At 71.0% G+C, this 14097-nt stretch carries 14 protein-coding genes; 7 read left to right on the top strand and 7 right to left on the bottom strand.

The features are described from left to right. Nucleotides 1-15: 15 nt before the first annotated feature. On the top strand, nucleotides 16-243 hold the full coding sequence (locus ACIQPT_RS07795) for a hypothetical protein (RefSeq protein ID WP_401153653.1): 228 nt from the start codon (nucleotides 16-18) through the stop codon (nucleotides 241-243). Between the two features lie 16 nt (nucleotides 244-259). Here the strand turns inward: ACIQPT_RS07795 and ACIQPT_RS07790 are convergent, their stop codons facing one another. From ACIQPT_RS07790 to ACIQPT_RS07765, 6 genes are all read right to left on the bottom strand, one after another. Then, a complete protein-coding gene (locus tag ACIQPT_RS07790; RefSeq protein WP_401153651.1) occupies nucleotides 260-802 on the bottom strand; it encodes an MscL family protein in 543 nt (180 codons plus the stop codon). A gap of 113 nt (nucleotides 803-915) precedes the next feature. Further along, a complete protein-coding gene (locus tag ACIQPT_RS07785; protein WP_401154179.1) occupies nucleotides 916-1395 on the bottom strand; it encodes an RcpC/CpaB family pilus assembly protein in 480 nt (159 codons plus the stop codon). 278 nt (nucleotides 1396-1673) lie between these two features. Further along, nucleotides 1674-2558: an S-methyl-5'-thioadenosine phosphorylase gene (locus tag ACIQPT_RS07780; RefSeq protein WP_401153649.1), complete on the bottom strand. Its 885-nt coding sequence runs from the start codon at nucleotides 2556-2558 to the stop codon at nucleotides 1674-1676. A 103-nt stretch (nucleotides 2559-2661) separates the two neighbouring features. Continuing rightward, nucleotides 2662-3012 carry an FmdB family zinc ribbon protein gene (locus ACIQPT_RS07775; RefSeq protein WP_401153647.1) on the bottom strand — a complete coding sequence of 117 codons (351 nt, stop codon included), beginning with the start codon at nucleotides 3010-3012 and terminating at the stop codon, nucleotides 2662-2664. 66 nt (nucleotides 3013-3078) lie between these two features. Further along, complete coding sequence (locus ACIQPT_RS07770) at nucleotides 3079-4359, bottom strand: MFS transporter (protein ID WP_401153646.1); 1281 nt, start codon at nucleotides 4357-4359, stop codon at nucleotides 3079-3081. Nucleotides 4360-4669: 310 nt separating this feature from the next. Beyond that, nucleotides 4670-6253 carry a potassium/proton antiporter gene (locus ACIQPT_RS07765; RefSeq protein WP_401153645.1) on the bottom strand — a complete coding sequence of 528 codons (1584 nt, stop codon included), beginning with the start codon at nucleotides 6251-6253 and terminating at the stop codon, nucleotides 4670-4672. 277 nt (nucleotides 6254-6530) lie between these two features. Between ACIQPT_RS07765 and ACIQPT_RS07760 the strand changes: the two genes are divergently transcribed. Continuing rightward, entirely contained in the window at nucleotides 6531-9275 is a 2745-nt protein-coding gene (locus ACIQPT_RS07760) for a penicillin acylase family protein (protein WP_401153644.1), read from the top strand. 46 nt (nucleotides 9276-9321) lie between these two features. On the opposite strand, the gene ACIQPT_RS07755 is transcribed toward ACIQPT_RS07760, so the two are convergent. Beyond that, on the bottom strand, nucleotides 9322-9933 hold the full coding sequence (locus ACIQPT_RS07755; RefSeq protein ID WP_401153642.1) for a 5-formyltetrahydrofolate cyclo-ligase: 612 nt from the start codon (nucleotides 9931-9933) through the stop codon (nucleotides 9322-9324). Nucleotides 9934-10026: 93 nt separating this feature from the next. Here ACIQPT_RS07755 and galU point away from each other — a divergent pair, with 93 nt between their 5' ends. From galU to ACIQPT_RS07730, 5 genes are all read left to right on the top strand, one after another. Continuing rightward, the gene (gene galU, locus ACIQPT_RS07750; RefSeq protein ID WP_103511285.1) at nucleotides 10027-10929 is read left to right on the top strand and encodes a UTP--glucose-1-phosphate uridylyltransferase GalU; all 903 of its coding nucleotides are present in this window, start codon (nucleotides 10027-10029) and stop codon (nucleotides 10927-10929) included. Nucleotides 10930-10933: 4 nt separating this feature from the next. Continuing rightward, nucleotides 10934-12244: a gephyrin-like molybdotransferase Glp gene (gene glp / locus ACIQPT_RS07745; RefSeq protein ID WP_401153641.1), complete on the top strand. Its 1311-nt coding sequence runs from the start codon at nucleotides 10934-10936 to the stop codon at nucleotides 12242-12244. 101 nt (nucleotides 12245-12345) lie between these two features. Continuing rightward, nucleotides 12346-12855 carry a cyclic pyranopterin monophosphate synthase MoaC gene (moaC, locus tag ACIQPT_RS07740; protein ID WP_401153639.1) on the top strand — a complete coding sequence of 170 codons (510 nt, stop codon included), beginning with the start codon at nucleotides 12346-12348 and terminating at the stop codon, nucleotides 12853-12855. Further along, nucleotides 12852-13382 (top strand): molybdenum cofactor biosynthesis protein B, encoded by a 531-nt coding sequence (locus ACIQPT_RS07735; protein ID WP_401153637.1) that lies wholly within the window; start codon nucleotides 12852-12854, stop codon nucleotides 13380-13382. The genes moaC and ACIQPT_RS07735 overlap by 4 nt, the downstream gene beginning before the upstream one ends. A 17-nt stretch (nucleotides 13383-13399) precedes the next feature. Further along, nucleotides 13400-14026, top strand: coding sequence for a GNAT family N-acetyltransferase (locus ACIQPT_RS07730; protein WP_401153636.1), 627 nt, complete (start codon nucleotides 13400-13402; stop codon nucleotides 14024-14026). Nucleotides 14027-14097 lie beyond the last annotated feature (71 nt).

Here is a 14097-nt window from a genome sequence, read left to right as displayed (position 1 = left end):
CCGTACCCTGGAGACATGAGCGCCGCCCCCGCCCCCCGCCCGCGAGATGCGAAGCAGCAGCAGCCGCCGCACCTGCGGCCGCCACAGGAACCGAAGCCCAAGCCGGTTCTGGTCTTCGACGATCCGCTGGACCGGCAGTCCGCGGACGATACGGACCAGGGGTGGGGCGAGCGGCCTCTGACCGGCGGCAGCGCCGCGGACCTCGCGCGCTTCCTGGACGAGAAGCCGCCCCACCACATCTGAGCGGTCGCCCGGAGGGCTACCGGTCCTCGACCGGGCCCGCCCCGGCCCCGCCGGTCCCGCCCGGGCCCTCGCCCGAGTCCGGCCCGATCCGGCCCGGTGCGCCACCGATGCGCTGCGCGACGAGGGCGTCGCGGATCTCCTTCAGCACCTCCAGCTCGCTCACTTCGAGCGTCTCCTGCACGCCTTCCTTGGCGGCCTGCATCGCCGCCCGCCTGGCCAGATACTTGGCCATCGGCAGCACCATCAGGAAGTACACGACGGCAGCGGTGATCAGGAAGCTGAGGGCGGCGCTGAGCACCGAGCCCCACAGGATCTCGATCCCGTCCATCTCCCCGGTCTTCGGGTCGGTCGTGCAGGGGCCCTGGAGGCAGGAGCTGTAGTTGTCCAGGTCCTGGGTTCCGAACGCCCCGACCAGGGGGTTGATGACGCCCTTGACGACCGCGTTCACGATATTGGTGAACGCGGCGCCGATGACGACGGCCACCGCGAGGTCGATCACATTGCCGCGCGTCAGGAAGGCTTTGAAGCCGTCCAGCAGACTGACCTTCTTCTCGCTCACAGGTGAGCCTTCTTTCGCATGGGCGGTAGGGGGAGCAAACTGCTCCGTCACCTAAGGCGGGCGAAGGCGACACTGTCCAATCCGCTGATTCCCACGGGTGACGTGAGAGGGCGTCAGTTCGCATCGGACACCGCCACGGCCAGCCGTGCCGACGTGCCCGCGCCGAGCAGCGCCGTGGCCGTCGACCGCTCCACGGACAACACCACCAGCGCCCCGGCCCCCGCCTCGCCGATACCGCCCGCCGCGTGGCCGCCGGGCCCCGCGGCCGTCCGTGGCACCTTCGCCACGCGCACCCCCCGTGCCACCACGCGCGCGTCGTCGCCGCCCCTGTCACCGACCGCGATCACATCGACCCGGTCACCCGGCCGCAGCAGCCGTACCGTCTCCGGGTCCGCGATCCGGACCGGCGCGGAGACCAGCCGCCCGGACGACCGGCCGGCCCCCGGCGGATCGTCCGGCGCGCGGGCCTCCCCGGCGGCGCTGCTCAGGCCCGTGGTGGCCAGCGCGGCACCCGCCAGCGCGAGCCCGGCCGCCGCCGCACGCCGCTGCCTGCGCAGTATCCGCCGCAGCCGGTCCGCGCCGGCGCCCCGCACGCGCAGAGGTGGGAACGGCCCCACCCCGCACGGCGCAGGCACCGGCGCGGGGAAGGAGCGGGCGGCCGGGGGAGTGGGCAGGGACGAGGACATGGCACCACCTGGGATCGGGGCGGACGAGCGCAGGGAAAGCGCAAGGGAAAGGGGAGTCCGGCCGGTGCGACCCGGCCGAACTCCCCTCACTTTCCCCCGTCCGAGCAGATCCCGCCGAGGCCTGTGGACAGTCCTCGCGCTGTGGACAACTCCGTCACCTGATCCGGTGAGGCCCGCTCTGCCGGCTACGGCAGCGTGATCCCCGTGTCGATCCCGTCCAGCGCGTGGGCGCAGGTGCAGTTGCGGCTCCCGGTCTCCGGCAGCCCGGCCACCGCGTCGAACAGCACCGAGCGCAGCCGGTCCACATTGGCCGCGAACACCTGGAGCACCTCCTCGTGCGAGACGCCCTCGCCCGCCTCGGCGCCCGCGTCCAGGTCGGTCACCAGGGTCATTGTGGTGTAGCAGAGGCCCAGCTCCCGGGCGAGGACCGCTTCGGGGTGCCCGGTCATGCCCACGACCGACCAGCCCATCGCCGCGTGCCAGCGCGATTCCGCGCGGGTCGAGAAGCGGGGTCCCTCGACCACCACCAGGGTGCCGCCGTCCACCGGCTCCCAGTCGCGCCCACGGGCCGCGGCGAGCGCCGCCTTGCGCCCCTCGGGGCAGTACGGGTCGGCGAAGCCCAGGTGGACGACGTTCGGCACGGTCCCGTCGGCCCGGGGCTCACCGTCGTAATAGGTCTGCACGCGGGTCTTGGTGCGGTCCACCAGCTGGTCGGGGACGAGCAGGGTCCCCGGCCCGAACTCCGGCCGCAGCCCGCCCACCGCGCACGGCCCGAGCACCTGCCGGACCCCGACGGAGCGCAGCGCCCACAGGTTGGCCCGGTAGTTGATGCGGTGCGGCGGCAGATGGTGGCCGCGTCCGTGGCGGGGCAGGAAGGCCACCCGCCGGCCGCCGAGCTCGCCGAGGAAGACCGAGTCGCTCGGCTTCCCGTAGGGGGTGTCGACGGAGACCTCGGTGACATCCTCCAGGAAGGAGTAGAAGCCCGAGCCGCCGATGACACCGATCTCCGCGGAACTCTCGGTACCCGCCGTACCCGTACCGGAGCCCGTTTCCGTATGTGCGTTCACCATGCGGTCACCGTATCCGGCGGAGCGTTTCCCGGGGCGGACGGCCGGACCCCGCCGAGTGGCCTCGGCGGGGTCCGGTGGAAAAGCGGGTGGGGCGTACGCGGGCTCAGGCGGCCGACGTACCGCTCGACGAGGCCGGCGCGGAGGCCGACGACGAGGAGGAGCCGGACGAAGAGGACGACGACGATGCGCTCGCCTTCGTGTCCGAACCCGACGACGAGGACGACGCGGAGTCGGACGACTTCGAGGTCGCCGACGCCGGCGTGCTGCTCGACGAGGAGCCGCGGCTGTCGTTCCGGTAGAAACCGGAACCCTTGAAGACGATGCCGACCGCGGAGAACACCTTCTTGAGGCGTCCGTCGCAGCTCGGGCACACGGTCAGGGCATCATCGGTGAACTTCTGCACCGCCTCGAGGCCCTCGCCGCACTCGGTGCACTGGTACTGATAGGTCGGCACTTGCTCCTCCTGGCACTCTCACTCAATGAGTGCTAACGACGCTCCATACTGACGTATTCCGTTGAATCAGTCCACCGTGACCGGCTCGCGGTGACCGATCCCACGTGCCACGGTGCGTCCCGCGGACCGGGGAGTCAGCCGTGAGCGCAGGGCCAGCAGGGTCACCAGAGCCAGTGCGGTTCCGGCCAGCGGCACCAGGAATCCGGTGCTCGCGCCGTGGGCGTCGGCGAGTTGCCCCGCCACGGTCACGGCCGCGGCCTGTCCGAGCGCCACGGCGCCCGTCAGCCAGGTGAAGGCCTCGGTGCGGGCGGTGGCGGGCACCAGCGACTCGACCAGGGTGTAGCCGCTGATCAGCGCCGGGGCGATGCAGAGGCCGACCAGCAGGCCGAGCCCGGCCAGCAGCGGCACCGAGTGCACGGCCCACAGGCCGGACGCGGTCAGGGTCAGGGCCACGTACCCGACGATCAGCCGGCGGCGCGGGCTGCTCTTCCAGGCGATGGCGCCGCAGGCGATGCCGGCCAGCATGTTTCCCGCCGCGAAGATCCCGTAGAGCACACCGTTCACCCCGGGGTGGCCGATCTCCTCGGAGAACGCGGTCAGCGAGACCTGCATCCCGCCGAAGACCGCGCCGATGCCCAGGAAGGTGACGGCCAGGACGCGCACGCCAGGAATGGAGAGCGCGGAGGCGTGCGGTTCGGCCGCGGTGGCCGCGTTGCGGGGCAAGGGCTGGGTGGCGCGCTGCGCGGCGAAGAACAGGCCGCCGATCAGGGTCAGGGCGGCTTCCGTGATCAGTCCGGCCGCCGGGTGCACGCCGGTGCACAGCGCGGTGGCGATCACCGGGCCGAGGACGAACGTGAACTCGTCCGTCACCGACTCGAACGCGGCCGCGGTGGACATGAGCGGAGAGGCGGGCCGGTCGGGGGTCGCCCCCAGCATCGCCGCCCAGCGGGCCCGCACCATGGGGCCGATCTGCGGGATCGACGCACCGGTCGGCACGGCGGCGACGAACAGCACCCACAGGGGTGCGTCCGCCAGCGCCAGTACGGTCAGGGCGCTCACGGAGACGGCGTGGAGGAGGACCCCGGGGAGCAGGACGGAGCGCTGGCCGAAGCGGTCGGCGAGCTTGCCGCTCTGCGGGGCGAACAGCGCCATGGAGACGCCGGAGACCGCCGCGACGGCGCCCGCGCTGCCGTACGAGCCGGTCGTGTGCTGCACGAGGAGGACGATGCCGATAGTGAGCATCGCGAAGGGCTGCCGTGCGGCGAAGCCCGGGAGGAGGAAGGTCCACGCACCGGGGGTGCGCAGCAGTTGCCCGTATCCGGGGCGGTCGGAGACCGTGGTTGCCACGGTCCTTGCCTTTCTGCCGCCTGGTAGCCCTGCTTCCCGGCGCCCTTGTGGGGCGGGCCGGACGGAAGCGGCCGAGAGCTGTCCTCTTCGCGCGGAACTGCGGTAGATGCCGGGCGACTCGCTGCAATCGGCGAAGAAACGCCGGGCGAAGAGACACCACGACCGCCATACGGTCGGCGCCAGCTCTGCTTCAGACAGAGTTGGTCGATCAGGTCGATCTGGTTTGCCTTCATGCTACAGGCAGAAAGCCCTGTGCGCCTGTGATCTGCGCATAGGGCTTCCGTTTCAGCCTGTGATCTGCGACGCCCTCTCAGGGGCGCGTCTTCGTGCCGCTTCCGCTTCCGTTGGCACCGGCTTTGGCGCCCGCGCCGGCACCGCCGAGCTTCTTGGCCAGCTTCATCCCCTGGGGGATGGTGGACCCGCCATGGGGGCCCGCCGCACCGGGTGTGCCGGAAGCGGGCGGTCCGCCCGTGCCCAGCCAGCCGGCCAGCTTGCCGCCCTCGCCGACCGCTCTCAGGCGTTCCTCCGCCCGGTCGCGGACCGGATCGGTGGCCACCACCAGCAGCTCGTCCCCGCGTCGCAGCACCGTCGCCGGTGACGGCACGAAACTCTGGTCCTCCCGGACCACCAGCGTGACCGCCGCGCCGGCCGGGAGCCGGAGCTCGCCGACCTCCACACCGTGCATCTTCGACTTCGGGGGGATGGCGACCGACAGCAGGTGCCCGCGCAGCCGCTCCAGCGGGGCCGACTCGACGCCCAGGTCGTCGGCCTCGGCCGGGTCCTCGGCGATCTTCAGCTTGCTCGCGACCCAGGGCAGCGTCGGGCCCTGGATCAGGGTGTAGACGATGACCAGGACGAAGACGATGTTGAAGATTCTCGTACTGCCCGCCACCCCGGACACCATCGGAATGGTCGCCAGGATGATGGGCACCGCCCCGCGCAGCCCGGCCCAGGACATCAGGACCTTCTCGCGGGCCGGCATCCGGAACGGCGCGAGGCTCAGGAAGACCGACACGGGTCGCGCCACCATGGTCAGGACCAGGCCCACGACGATCGCGGGCCAGAAGTCGTCGACCAGGTCGTGCGGGGTGACCAGCAGGCCGAGCAGCACGAACATGCCGATCTGGGCCAGCCAGCCGAGCCCGTCGGCGAATCCGCGCGTGGCGGGCCAGTGCGGCAGCTTGGAGTTGCCGAGGATCATCGCGGCCAGGTAGACGGCGAGGAACCCGCTGCCGTGGGCCATGGCGCCCGCCGCGTACGCGGAGACGGCGATGGCCATCACGGCGATCGGGTAGAGGCCGGAGGCGGGCAGCGCCACGTGCCGCAGCCCCAGGGACCCCAGCCAGCCCACCGCGATGCCGATCGCGGCGCCGATGGCCAGCTCCAGGGCGATCTCGCCGACCAGGAGATACCAGTGCTCGACCGGGCCGACCGCGGAGAACGCGACGACCAGGATGACGACGGGCGCGTCGTTGAAGCCGGACTCGGCCTCCAGGACGCCGGTGATCCGGGGCGGCAGGGGCACTCTGCGCAGGACGGAGAAGACGGCCGCCGCATCGGTCGAGGAGACGACCGCGCCGATGATGAGGGCCTGGCGCCAGTCGAGGCCGACGAGGTAGTGCGCGGCCGAGGCGGTGATGCCCACGCTGATGGCGACGCCGACGGTCGAGACCACCGCGGCGGCGGGCAGGACGGGGCGGACCTCTTTCCACTTCGCTCCGAGTCCGCCCTCGGCCAGGATGACGACCAGGGCGGCGTAGCCGATCACCTGCGTCAGCTCGGCGTTGTCGAACTTGACGTCGAAGATGCCGTCCTGTCCCAGGGCGATCCCGATGCCGAGATACAGGAGCAGGCTGGGGAGCCCGCTGCGCGAGGAGATCCGTACCGCCGCCACGGCGACGAGCAGGACGAGCGAGCAGACGAGCAGGAGTTCGTTGAGCGCGTGGACAGTCAGGGTCCGTTCCTTCCCTGCGTGCGCCTGCCGGATCGTCCTCCGGCAGCCAGTTACTTCGTTACCTTACCTAATCGTTAACGATTCCTTGACGGCTTCGAGTGTTCGTACGAGGAAGACGCAAATGGATGCATCCCTATACCGCGTCCGAGTGGCTTCTCCGCTGCGCCTATGGTTGCTCCTGCACTCCCAGGACCACCCTGCCCCTCGAAGGACAGCGATGCCCGCCAACACAACCGCCTCTTCCGGCCCTTCCGACGCGAAGAAGCCCGGCAGGAAGAAGGGGCGACGCGCCCGCCTGATCGTGCTCGTCCTGGTGCTGGCGCTCGTCGCGGGTGTCGGGTACGGGGCGTACTGGTCCGTGTCCACCGTGCGGGCCTCGTACCCGCAGACCACCGGCTCGATGACGCTCGACGGCCTCAGCGGCGACGTCGAGGTCAAACGCGACTCCTACGGAATTCCGCAGATCTACGCGGACACCGACGCCGACCTCTTCCGCGCCCAGGGCTTCGTCCAGGCCCAGGACCGCTTCTGGGAGATGGACGTCCGGCGGCACATGACGTCCGGCCGGCTCTCCGAGATGTTCGGTTCCGGCCAGGTGGAGACCGATTCCTTCCTGCGCACGCTCGGCTGGCGGCAGGTGGCGCAGAAGGAGTACGACGAGGTCCTCGACGAGGGCACCAAGAAGAACCTCCAGTCGTACGCGGAGGGCGTCAACGCGTATCTGAAGGGCAAGGAAGGCCGGGACATCTCGGTCGAGTACGCGGCGCTGGGCTTCACCAACGACTACAAGCCCGGCGAGTGGACCCCGGTCGACTCGGTGGCCTGGCTCAAGGCGATGGCCTGGGACCTGCGCGGCAACATGCAGGACGAGATCGACCGGTCGCTGCTGACCAGCCGCCTCGACCAGGACCAGATCAAGGACCTGTACCCCGGCTACCCGTACAAGCAGCACAAACCGATCGTCGAGCAGGGCGCGATCTCCCCGGTCACCGGCAAGTTCGACCCCGAGGCGACCCCGTCGGACAACGTCGGCGCCACGACCCCCGAGGGCGCCACCGAGGGCCTGAACACCCAGCTCTCCGCCCTCTCCGACACCCTCGACGAGATCCCGGCGCTGCTCGGCCCCAACGGCAACGGCATCGGCTCGAACTCCTGGGTCGTCGACGGCAAGCACACGACGTCCGGCAAGGCGCTGCTCGCGAACGACCCGCACCTCGCACCGATGCTGCCCTCCCTCTGGTACCAGATGGGGCTGCACTGCCGGGAGCTCTCCAAGACCTGCCAGTACGACACGGCCGGATACACGTTCTCCGGCATGCCCGGTGTGATCATCGGCCACAACCAGGACATCGCGTGGGGCCTCACCAACCTGGGCGCCGACGTCACCGACCTCTTCCTGGAGAAGGTCTCCGGCGACGGCTATCTGTACGACGGGAAGACCAAGTCCTTCAAGACCCGCGAGGAGACCATCAAGGTCGCCGGCGGCCGGGACCGGACGATCACGGTCCGTGAGACGAACAACGGTCCCCTGGTCTCCGACCGCAGCAAGGAGCTGGACAAGGTCGGCCAGAAGGCGCCTGTCAGCAACGCGGCCCCCGACCGGGCCGACGGCTACGCGGTGGCGCTGAAGTGGACCGCGCTGGAGCCGGGCAAGTCCATGGACGCGGTCTTCGCGCTCAACCGGGCCAAGGACTTCACCACCTTCCGGGCGGCCGCCGAGAACTTCGAGGTCCCCTCGCAGAACCTCATCTACGCCGACACCGACGGCAACATCGGCTACCAGGCCCCCGGTAAGATCCCGGTCCGCTCCGCGGGCTACGACGGAACGGCCCCGGCCCCGGGCTGGGACCCGAAGTACGGGTGGAAGGGCTACATCCCCTTCGATGAGCTGCCCTACGAGTACAACCCGGACCGCGGCTTCATCGTCACCGCCAACCAGGCCGTCATCGACGAGAAGAAGTACCCCCACCTCCTGACCAAGGACTGGGGCTACGGCGCCCGCAGTCAGCGGATCAACGACCTCCTGACCCAGAAGATCAAGGGTGGCGAGAAGGTCTCGACCGATGACATGCAGAAGATGCAGATGGACAACTTCAGCGAGATCGCGGCGCTGCTGGTGCCCGAGCTGAAGAAGATCAACATCTCGGACCCGAGCGTCCGCGAGGCCCAGAAGCTGCTGGAGGGCTGGGACTACTCCCAGGAATCCGACTCGGCGGCCGCCGCGTACTTCAACGGCGTCTGGCGCAACATTCTGAAGCTCGCCTTCGGCAACAAGCTGCCCAAGGAGATGCGGGTCGAGGGCGACTGCATCAATGTGCCGCCGGCCAAGAACAGCGGCCCGGCCGACCAGCAGAAGAAGCTCGTGCGCGAGTGCGGTCAGCGCGACGGCGACACCGCGCAGCCGGACGGCGGCGACCGCTGGTTCCAGGTGGTCCGCGACATCGTGGACGACCAGGACAACGCGTGGTGGAAGGCGCCCGCCCGGGGCCGCGAGGACGCCCTGGAGAGCCGGGACGACCTGTTCGCCCGGGCGATGGAGGACGCCCGCTGGGAGCTGACCTCCAAGCTCGGCAAGAACATCGACACCTGGAGCTGGGGCCGGCTGCACCGGCTGACGCTGAAGAACCAGACCCTCGGTACCGAGGGCCCCGGCCTGCTCCAGCGGGCGCTCAACCGCGGCCCCTGGAACCTCGGCGGCGGCGAGGCGGCGGTCAACGCCACCGGCTGGAACGCGGCGAGTGGTTACGAGGTCGTCTGGGTGCCGTCGATGCGCATGGTCGTCAACGTGGGTGACTGGGACAAGTCCCGCTGGATCAACCTCAGCGGGGCCTCCGGGCACGCGTTCAGCGCGCACTACACCGACCAGACCGACAAGTGGGTCGACGGTGAACTGCTCGACTGGTCCTTCGGTACGGACGCGGTCGACGCGTCCACCGTCGACACGCTGACGCTGAAACCGTAGCCGCCGAAACCGGTGGCTCCCGTAGCTGCTCCGGTAGCTCCGGTGGCTACGGACGGCTCACGAAGCGCCGCGCTCCGGCCGGTGTGACCACGGCGTCCACGGGGTGGTCGTGCGGTTCCGAGGGGACCCGCGCGACCACCTCGTCGTCGTACAGGAGGACGACGAGCGACGGGTGCGCCCCGGCGGCCGTCAGCCGGGCCAGCACCCGGTCGTAGCTGCCGCCGCCCCGCCCGAGCCGCATCCCGGCCCCGTCCACCGCCAGGCCGGGCAGCAGCACCGTGTCGGCGTCCAGGACGGCGGCGGGGCCGAGGGGTGGGCCGTCCGGCTCAAGGAGCCCCCGCCCGGCCGGCAGCAGGTGCTCCGGACCCTCGTAGACCGCCCAGTCCAGGTCGTTGTCGGCCAGGAGGACCGGCAGCAGCACCCGCACGCCGCGCCCGCGCAGCGCTTCCAGGAGGGCACGGGTGCCCGGCTCACGCCCCACGGAGACATACGCGGCGACCGTACGGGCGTCGGCCAGTTCGGGCAGGCCCAGCGCCTCGGCGGCGAGAACCGCGGCGGCCCGGACGGCGTCCTCCTTAGTCAGGAGGGCCCGCGCGGCGAGCAGTTCGCGCCGCAGGGAGCTCTTCGCGGACGCCTTTCCGGACTTGTCGGTGTTCACAGCAGACTCGCACGATTCTCGTATGGGCATATTTAAGGACGAAGTTAACCGGAATATCAGCTTCCGGCCGTGTGCAGCCGTTAAGGTCTGCACATGACTCAGTCGCCCTCCAGGATCAGCAAGGCCGTCATCCCGGCAGCAGGTCTCGGTACCCGGTTCCTGCCCGCCACGAAGGCCACTCCGAAAGAGATGCTGCCTGTCGTCGACAAGCCGGCCATTCAGTATGTCGTCGAGGAGGCCGTGGCAGCGGGCCTCTCCGACGTGCTGATGATCACCGGCCGCAACAAGCGCCCTCTTGAGGACCACTTCGACCGCAACTACGAGCTGGAGTCCGCGCTCACCCGCAAGGGCGACGCCGAACGCCTCGCCAAGGTCCAGGAGTCCAGCGACCTCGCCACCATGCACTACGTGCGCCAGGGCGACCCCCGGGGCCTCGGACACGCCGTGCTGTGCGCCGCCCCGCACGTGGGCGACCAGCCCTTCGCGGTGCTCCTCGGCGACGACCTGATCGACCCGCGCGACGCACTGCTGGCCCGGATGGTCGAGGTCCAGGAGCGCGAGGGCGGCAGCGTCATCGCGCTGATGGAGGTCGACCCCTCGCAGGTCCACCTCTACGGCTGCGCCGCCGCGGACGCCACCGTCGACAGCGACGTGGTCCGCATCACCGACCTGGTCGAGAAGCCGGACCCGGCCGACGCCCCCAGCAACCTCGCCATCATCGGCCGGTACGTCCTGGACCCCGCCGTCTTCGACATACTGCGACACACCGAGCCGGGCCGCGGCGGCGAGATCCAGCTCACCGACGCGCTCCAGCTGCTCGCCGCGGACGAGAAGATCGGCGGCCCCGTGCACGGCGTCGTCTTCAAGGGCCGCCGCTATGACACCGGCGACCGCAGCGACTATCTGCGCGCCATTGTCAGACTGGCGTGCGAACGTGAAGACCTGGGGCCGGACTTCCGGACCTGGCTGCGTAAGTACGTCGCTGAGGAGATGTAACCCTGTGAGCAGCACGATCTGGTCGGTGGACGAGCACCTGGACGACATCCTCGCCGCGGTGCGGCCGTTGGAGCCCATCGAGCTGCAGCTGCCGGACGCCCAGGGCTGCGTCCTCGTCAAGGACGTCGTCGTGGAGGTGGCCCTGCCGCCGTTCGACAACAGCTCCATGGACGGTTACGCGGTCCGCGTCGCCGATGTCGAGGGCGCGAGCGAGGAGTTCCCCGCGGTCCTCACCGTCATCGGCGACGTCGCCGCGGGCAGTGCGGGGCTCGCCGACGACCAGGTCGTGGGACCGGGACAGGCCGCCCGCATCATGACGGGCGCACCGCTGCCCGCCGGTGCGGAGGCCGTGGTCCCGGTCGAGTGGACCGACGGCGGTACGGGCGAGGGCCCGGCCGCCACCATGCGCGCCCACAGCGACGCGCCCGAGGGCGCCACCGGCGAGGTCAGGGTGTACCGGCCCGTCGTGGCCGGTGCCCATGTGCGCGAGCGCGGCAGCGACGTCAAGCCGGGCGATCTGGCGCTGGCCGCCGGGTCGGTCGTCGGCCCGCCGCAGATCGGGCTGCTCGCGGCGATCGGCTGCTCCACCGTGGTCGTACGGCCCCGCCCCCGGGTGGTCGTCCTGTCCACCGGCAGCGAACTGGTCCAGCCCGGCGAGACGCTGAAGGGCGGTCAGATCTACGACTCCAACAGCTTCGCGCTGACGGCCGCCGCCCGGGACGCCGGAGCCATCGCCTACCGGGTCGGCGCGGTCGCCGACGACGCCGAGACGCTCCGCGCCACGATCGAGGACCAGCTGATCCGCGCGGACATCGTCGTCACCACGGGCGGCGTCAGCGTCGGCGCGTACGACGTCGTCAAGGAGGCGCTGTCCTCCGTCGGCGACGAGGACGAGCCGGGCAGCGGGATCGAGTTCCGCAAGCTCGCCATGCAGCCGGGCAAGCCGCAGGGCTTCGGTTCGATCGGCCCGGACCACACCCCGCTGCTGGCCCTGCCGGGCAACCCGGTCTCCTCCTACGTCTCCTTCGAGTTGTTCGTCCGCCCCGCCATCCGCGCCCTGATGGGCCTCACCGACGTGCACCGCCCCACCGCCCGCGCCGAGCTGAGCGCGGACAAGGCGCTCACCTCGCCGGACGGCCGCCGCCAGTTCCTGCGCGGCCGTTACGACGCGGAGGCGGGCACGGTCACTCCCGTCGGCGGTTCCGGATCGCATCTGATCGCCGCGCTCGCGCAGGCGGACGCGCTGATCGTGGTGCCCGAGGACGTCACCTCGGTCGAGCCCGGCACGGAGACGGACGTGATCCTGCTCGGCTGACCGCCGCCCGGTGGCGGTACGGTATCTGCCGCCGTGCCTTCCGGGGGACCCCCTCCGGTTCCCCGAGGCCCATCGGCGCCCCTACCGCTAGGCGGAGTGAGTTGAGTACGCAGAACAGGCTGACGCACATCGACGAGGCGGGCGCGGCCCGCATGGTCGACGTGTCGGAGAAGGACGTCACCACCCGCGTCGCCCGCGCCGGCGGCCGGGTGCTCGTCTCGCCGCGCGTGATCGAGCTGCTGCGTGGCGAGGGAGTCCCCAAGGGCGACGCCCTCGCCACCGCCCGGATCGCCGGGATCATGGGGGCCAAGCGCACCCCGGAGCTGATCCCGCTCTGCCATCCGCTGGCCGTCTCCGGCGTGACGGTCGACCTGAGCGTGGCCGACGACGCGGTGGAGATCACGGCCACCGTGAAGACGACGGACCGCACGGGCGTCGAGATGGAGGCCCTGACCGCGGTGTCGGTGGCGGCCCTGACCGTCGTCGACATGATCAAGGCGGTCGACAAGAACGCGGTCATCACCGACGTACGGGTCGAGGCGAAGTCGGGCGGCAAGTCCGGCGACTACCGGCGCACCGCACCGTCGGACCCGTCGGGACCGGACGCGTGACGCCGCCCGGGCCCACGGGCGCGCCGGCGCACTCCTCGTACCGCGCCCTCGTCGTCACCGCCTCCAACCGGGCCTCCGCCGGGGTGTACGCGGACAAGGGCGGCCCCTTGATCGCCGAGGCGCTGACCGGCCTCGGCTTCACGGTCGAAGGACCGCAGGTCGTCCCCGACGGCGACCCGGTCGAGGCGGCCCTGCGCGCGGGCGTCGCCGCCGGGTACGACGTGATCGTCACCACCGGCGGTACGGGCATCTCGCCCACCGACGCCACCCCCGAGGCCACCCGCCGCGTCCTCGACCACGAGATCCCCGGCATCCCGGAGGCGATCCGGGCCGAGGGGATCGCCAAGGTCCCGACCGCCGCCCTCTCCCGGGGCCTGGCCGGTGTGGCCTCCCGCACCCTGATCGTCAACCTCCCCGGATCCACCGGCGGGGTGAAGGACGGGCTCGCGGTCCTCGGCCGGCTCCTGGTGCACGCCGTCGACCAGCTCCGCGGCGGCGATCACCCCCGACCGGGGAGCCCGAGCTGAACATCGCGACCTGGCCGGTGACGCTGACCGACGGCGAGATCGTCCTGCGCCCGATAAAGATGCGTGACCAGCGGGTGTGGCGTGAGGTCAACCGGCGCAACCGCGACTGGCTGCGCCCCTGGGAGGCCACCGTCCCGCCGCCCGCCCCCGGCGGTCCGATGGCGCAGCGCCCCACGTACCGGCAGATGGTCCGCCATCTGCGCGCCGAGGCGAACGCGGGGCGGATGCTGCCGTTCGCCATCGAGTACGAGGGCCGGCTCGTCGGCCAGCTCACGGTCGCGGGGATCACCTGGGGCTCGATGTGCTCCGGTCATATCGGCTACTGGGTCGACCAGTCCGTCGCCGGGCGCGGGGTCATGCCGACGGCCGTGGCACTCGCCGTGGACCACTGCTTCCGCTCGGTGGGCCTGCACCGCATCGAGGTCTGCATTCGCCCGGAGAACGCGCCCAGCCGCAGAGTGGTGGAGAAACTCGGATTCCGTTCCGAGGGCGTGCGCCCGCGCTATCTCCACATCGACGGCGCCTGGCGCGACCATCTGATCTTCGCCCTCACCGCCGAGGAAGTGCCCGAGGGGATGCTCCGGCGCTGGCGCAGGTCGCGCCCCGTGCCGCCGCGGGACCACGGCCCCGCTCCGGACAAATAAAATAAGTGTTCGAATTTGATCGCCCGTGACCGCAATGGGTCGGGCTATCGGCGGCTGTTGATCCGAACAAT

The sequence above is a fragment of the Streptomyces sp. NPDC091289 genome, assembly GCF_044757365.1.
GTDB lineage: Bacteria > Actinomycetota > Actinomycetes > Streptomycetales > Streptomycetaceae > Streptomyces.
This window is presented reverse-complemented; position numbering and strand designations above follow the sequence as displayed.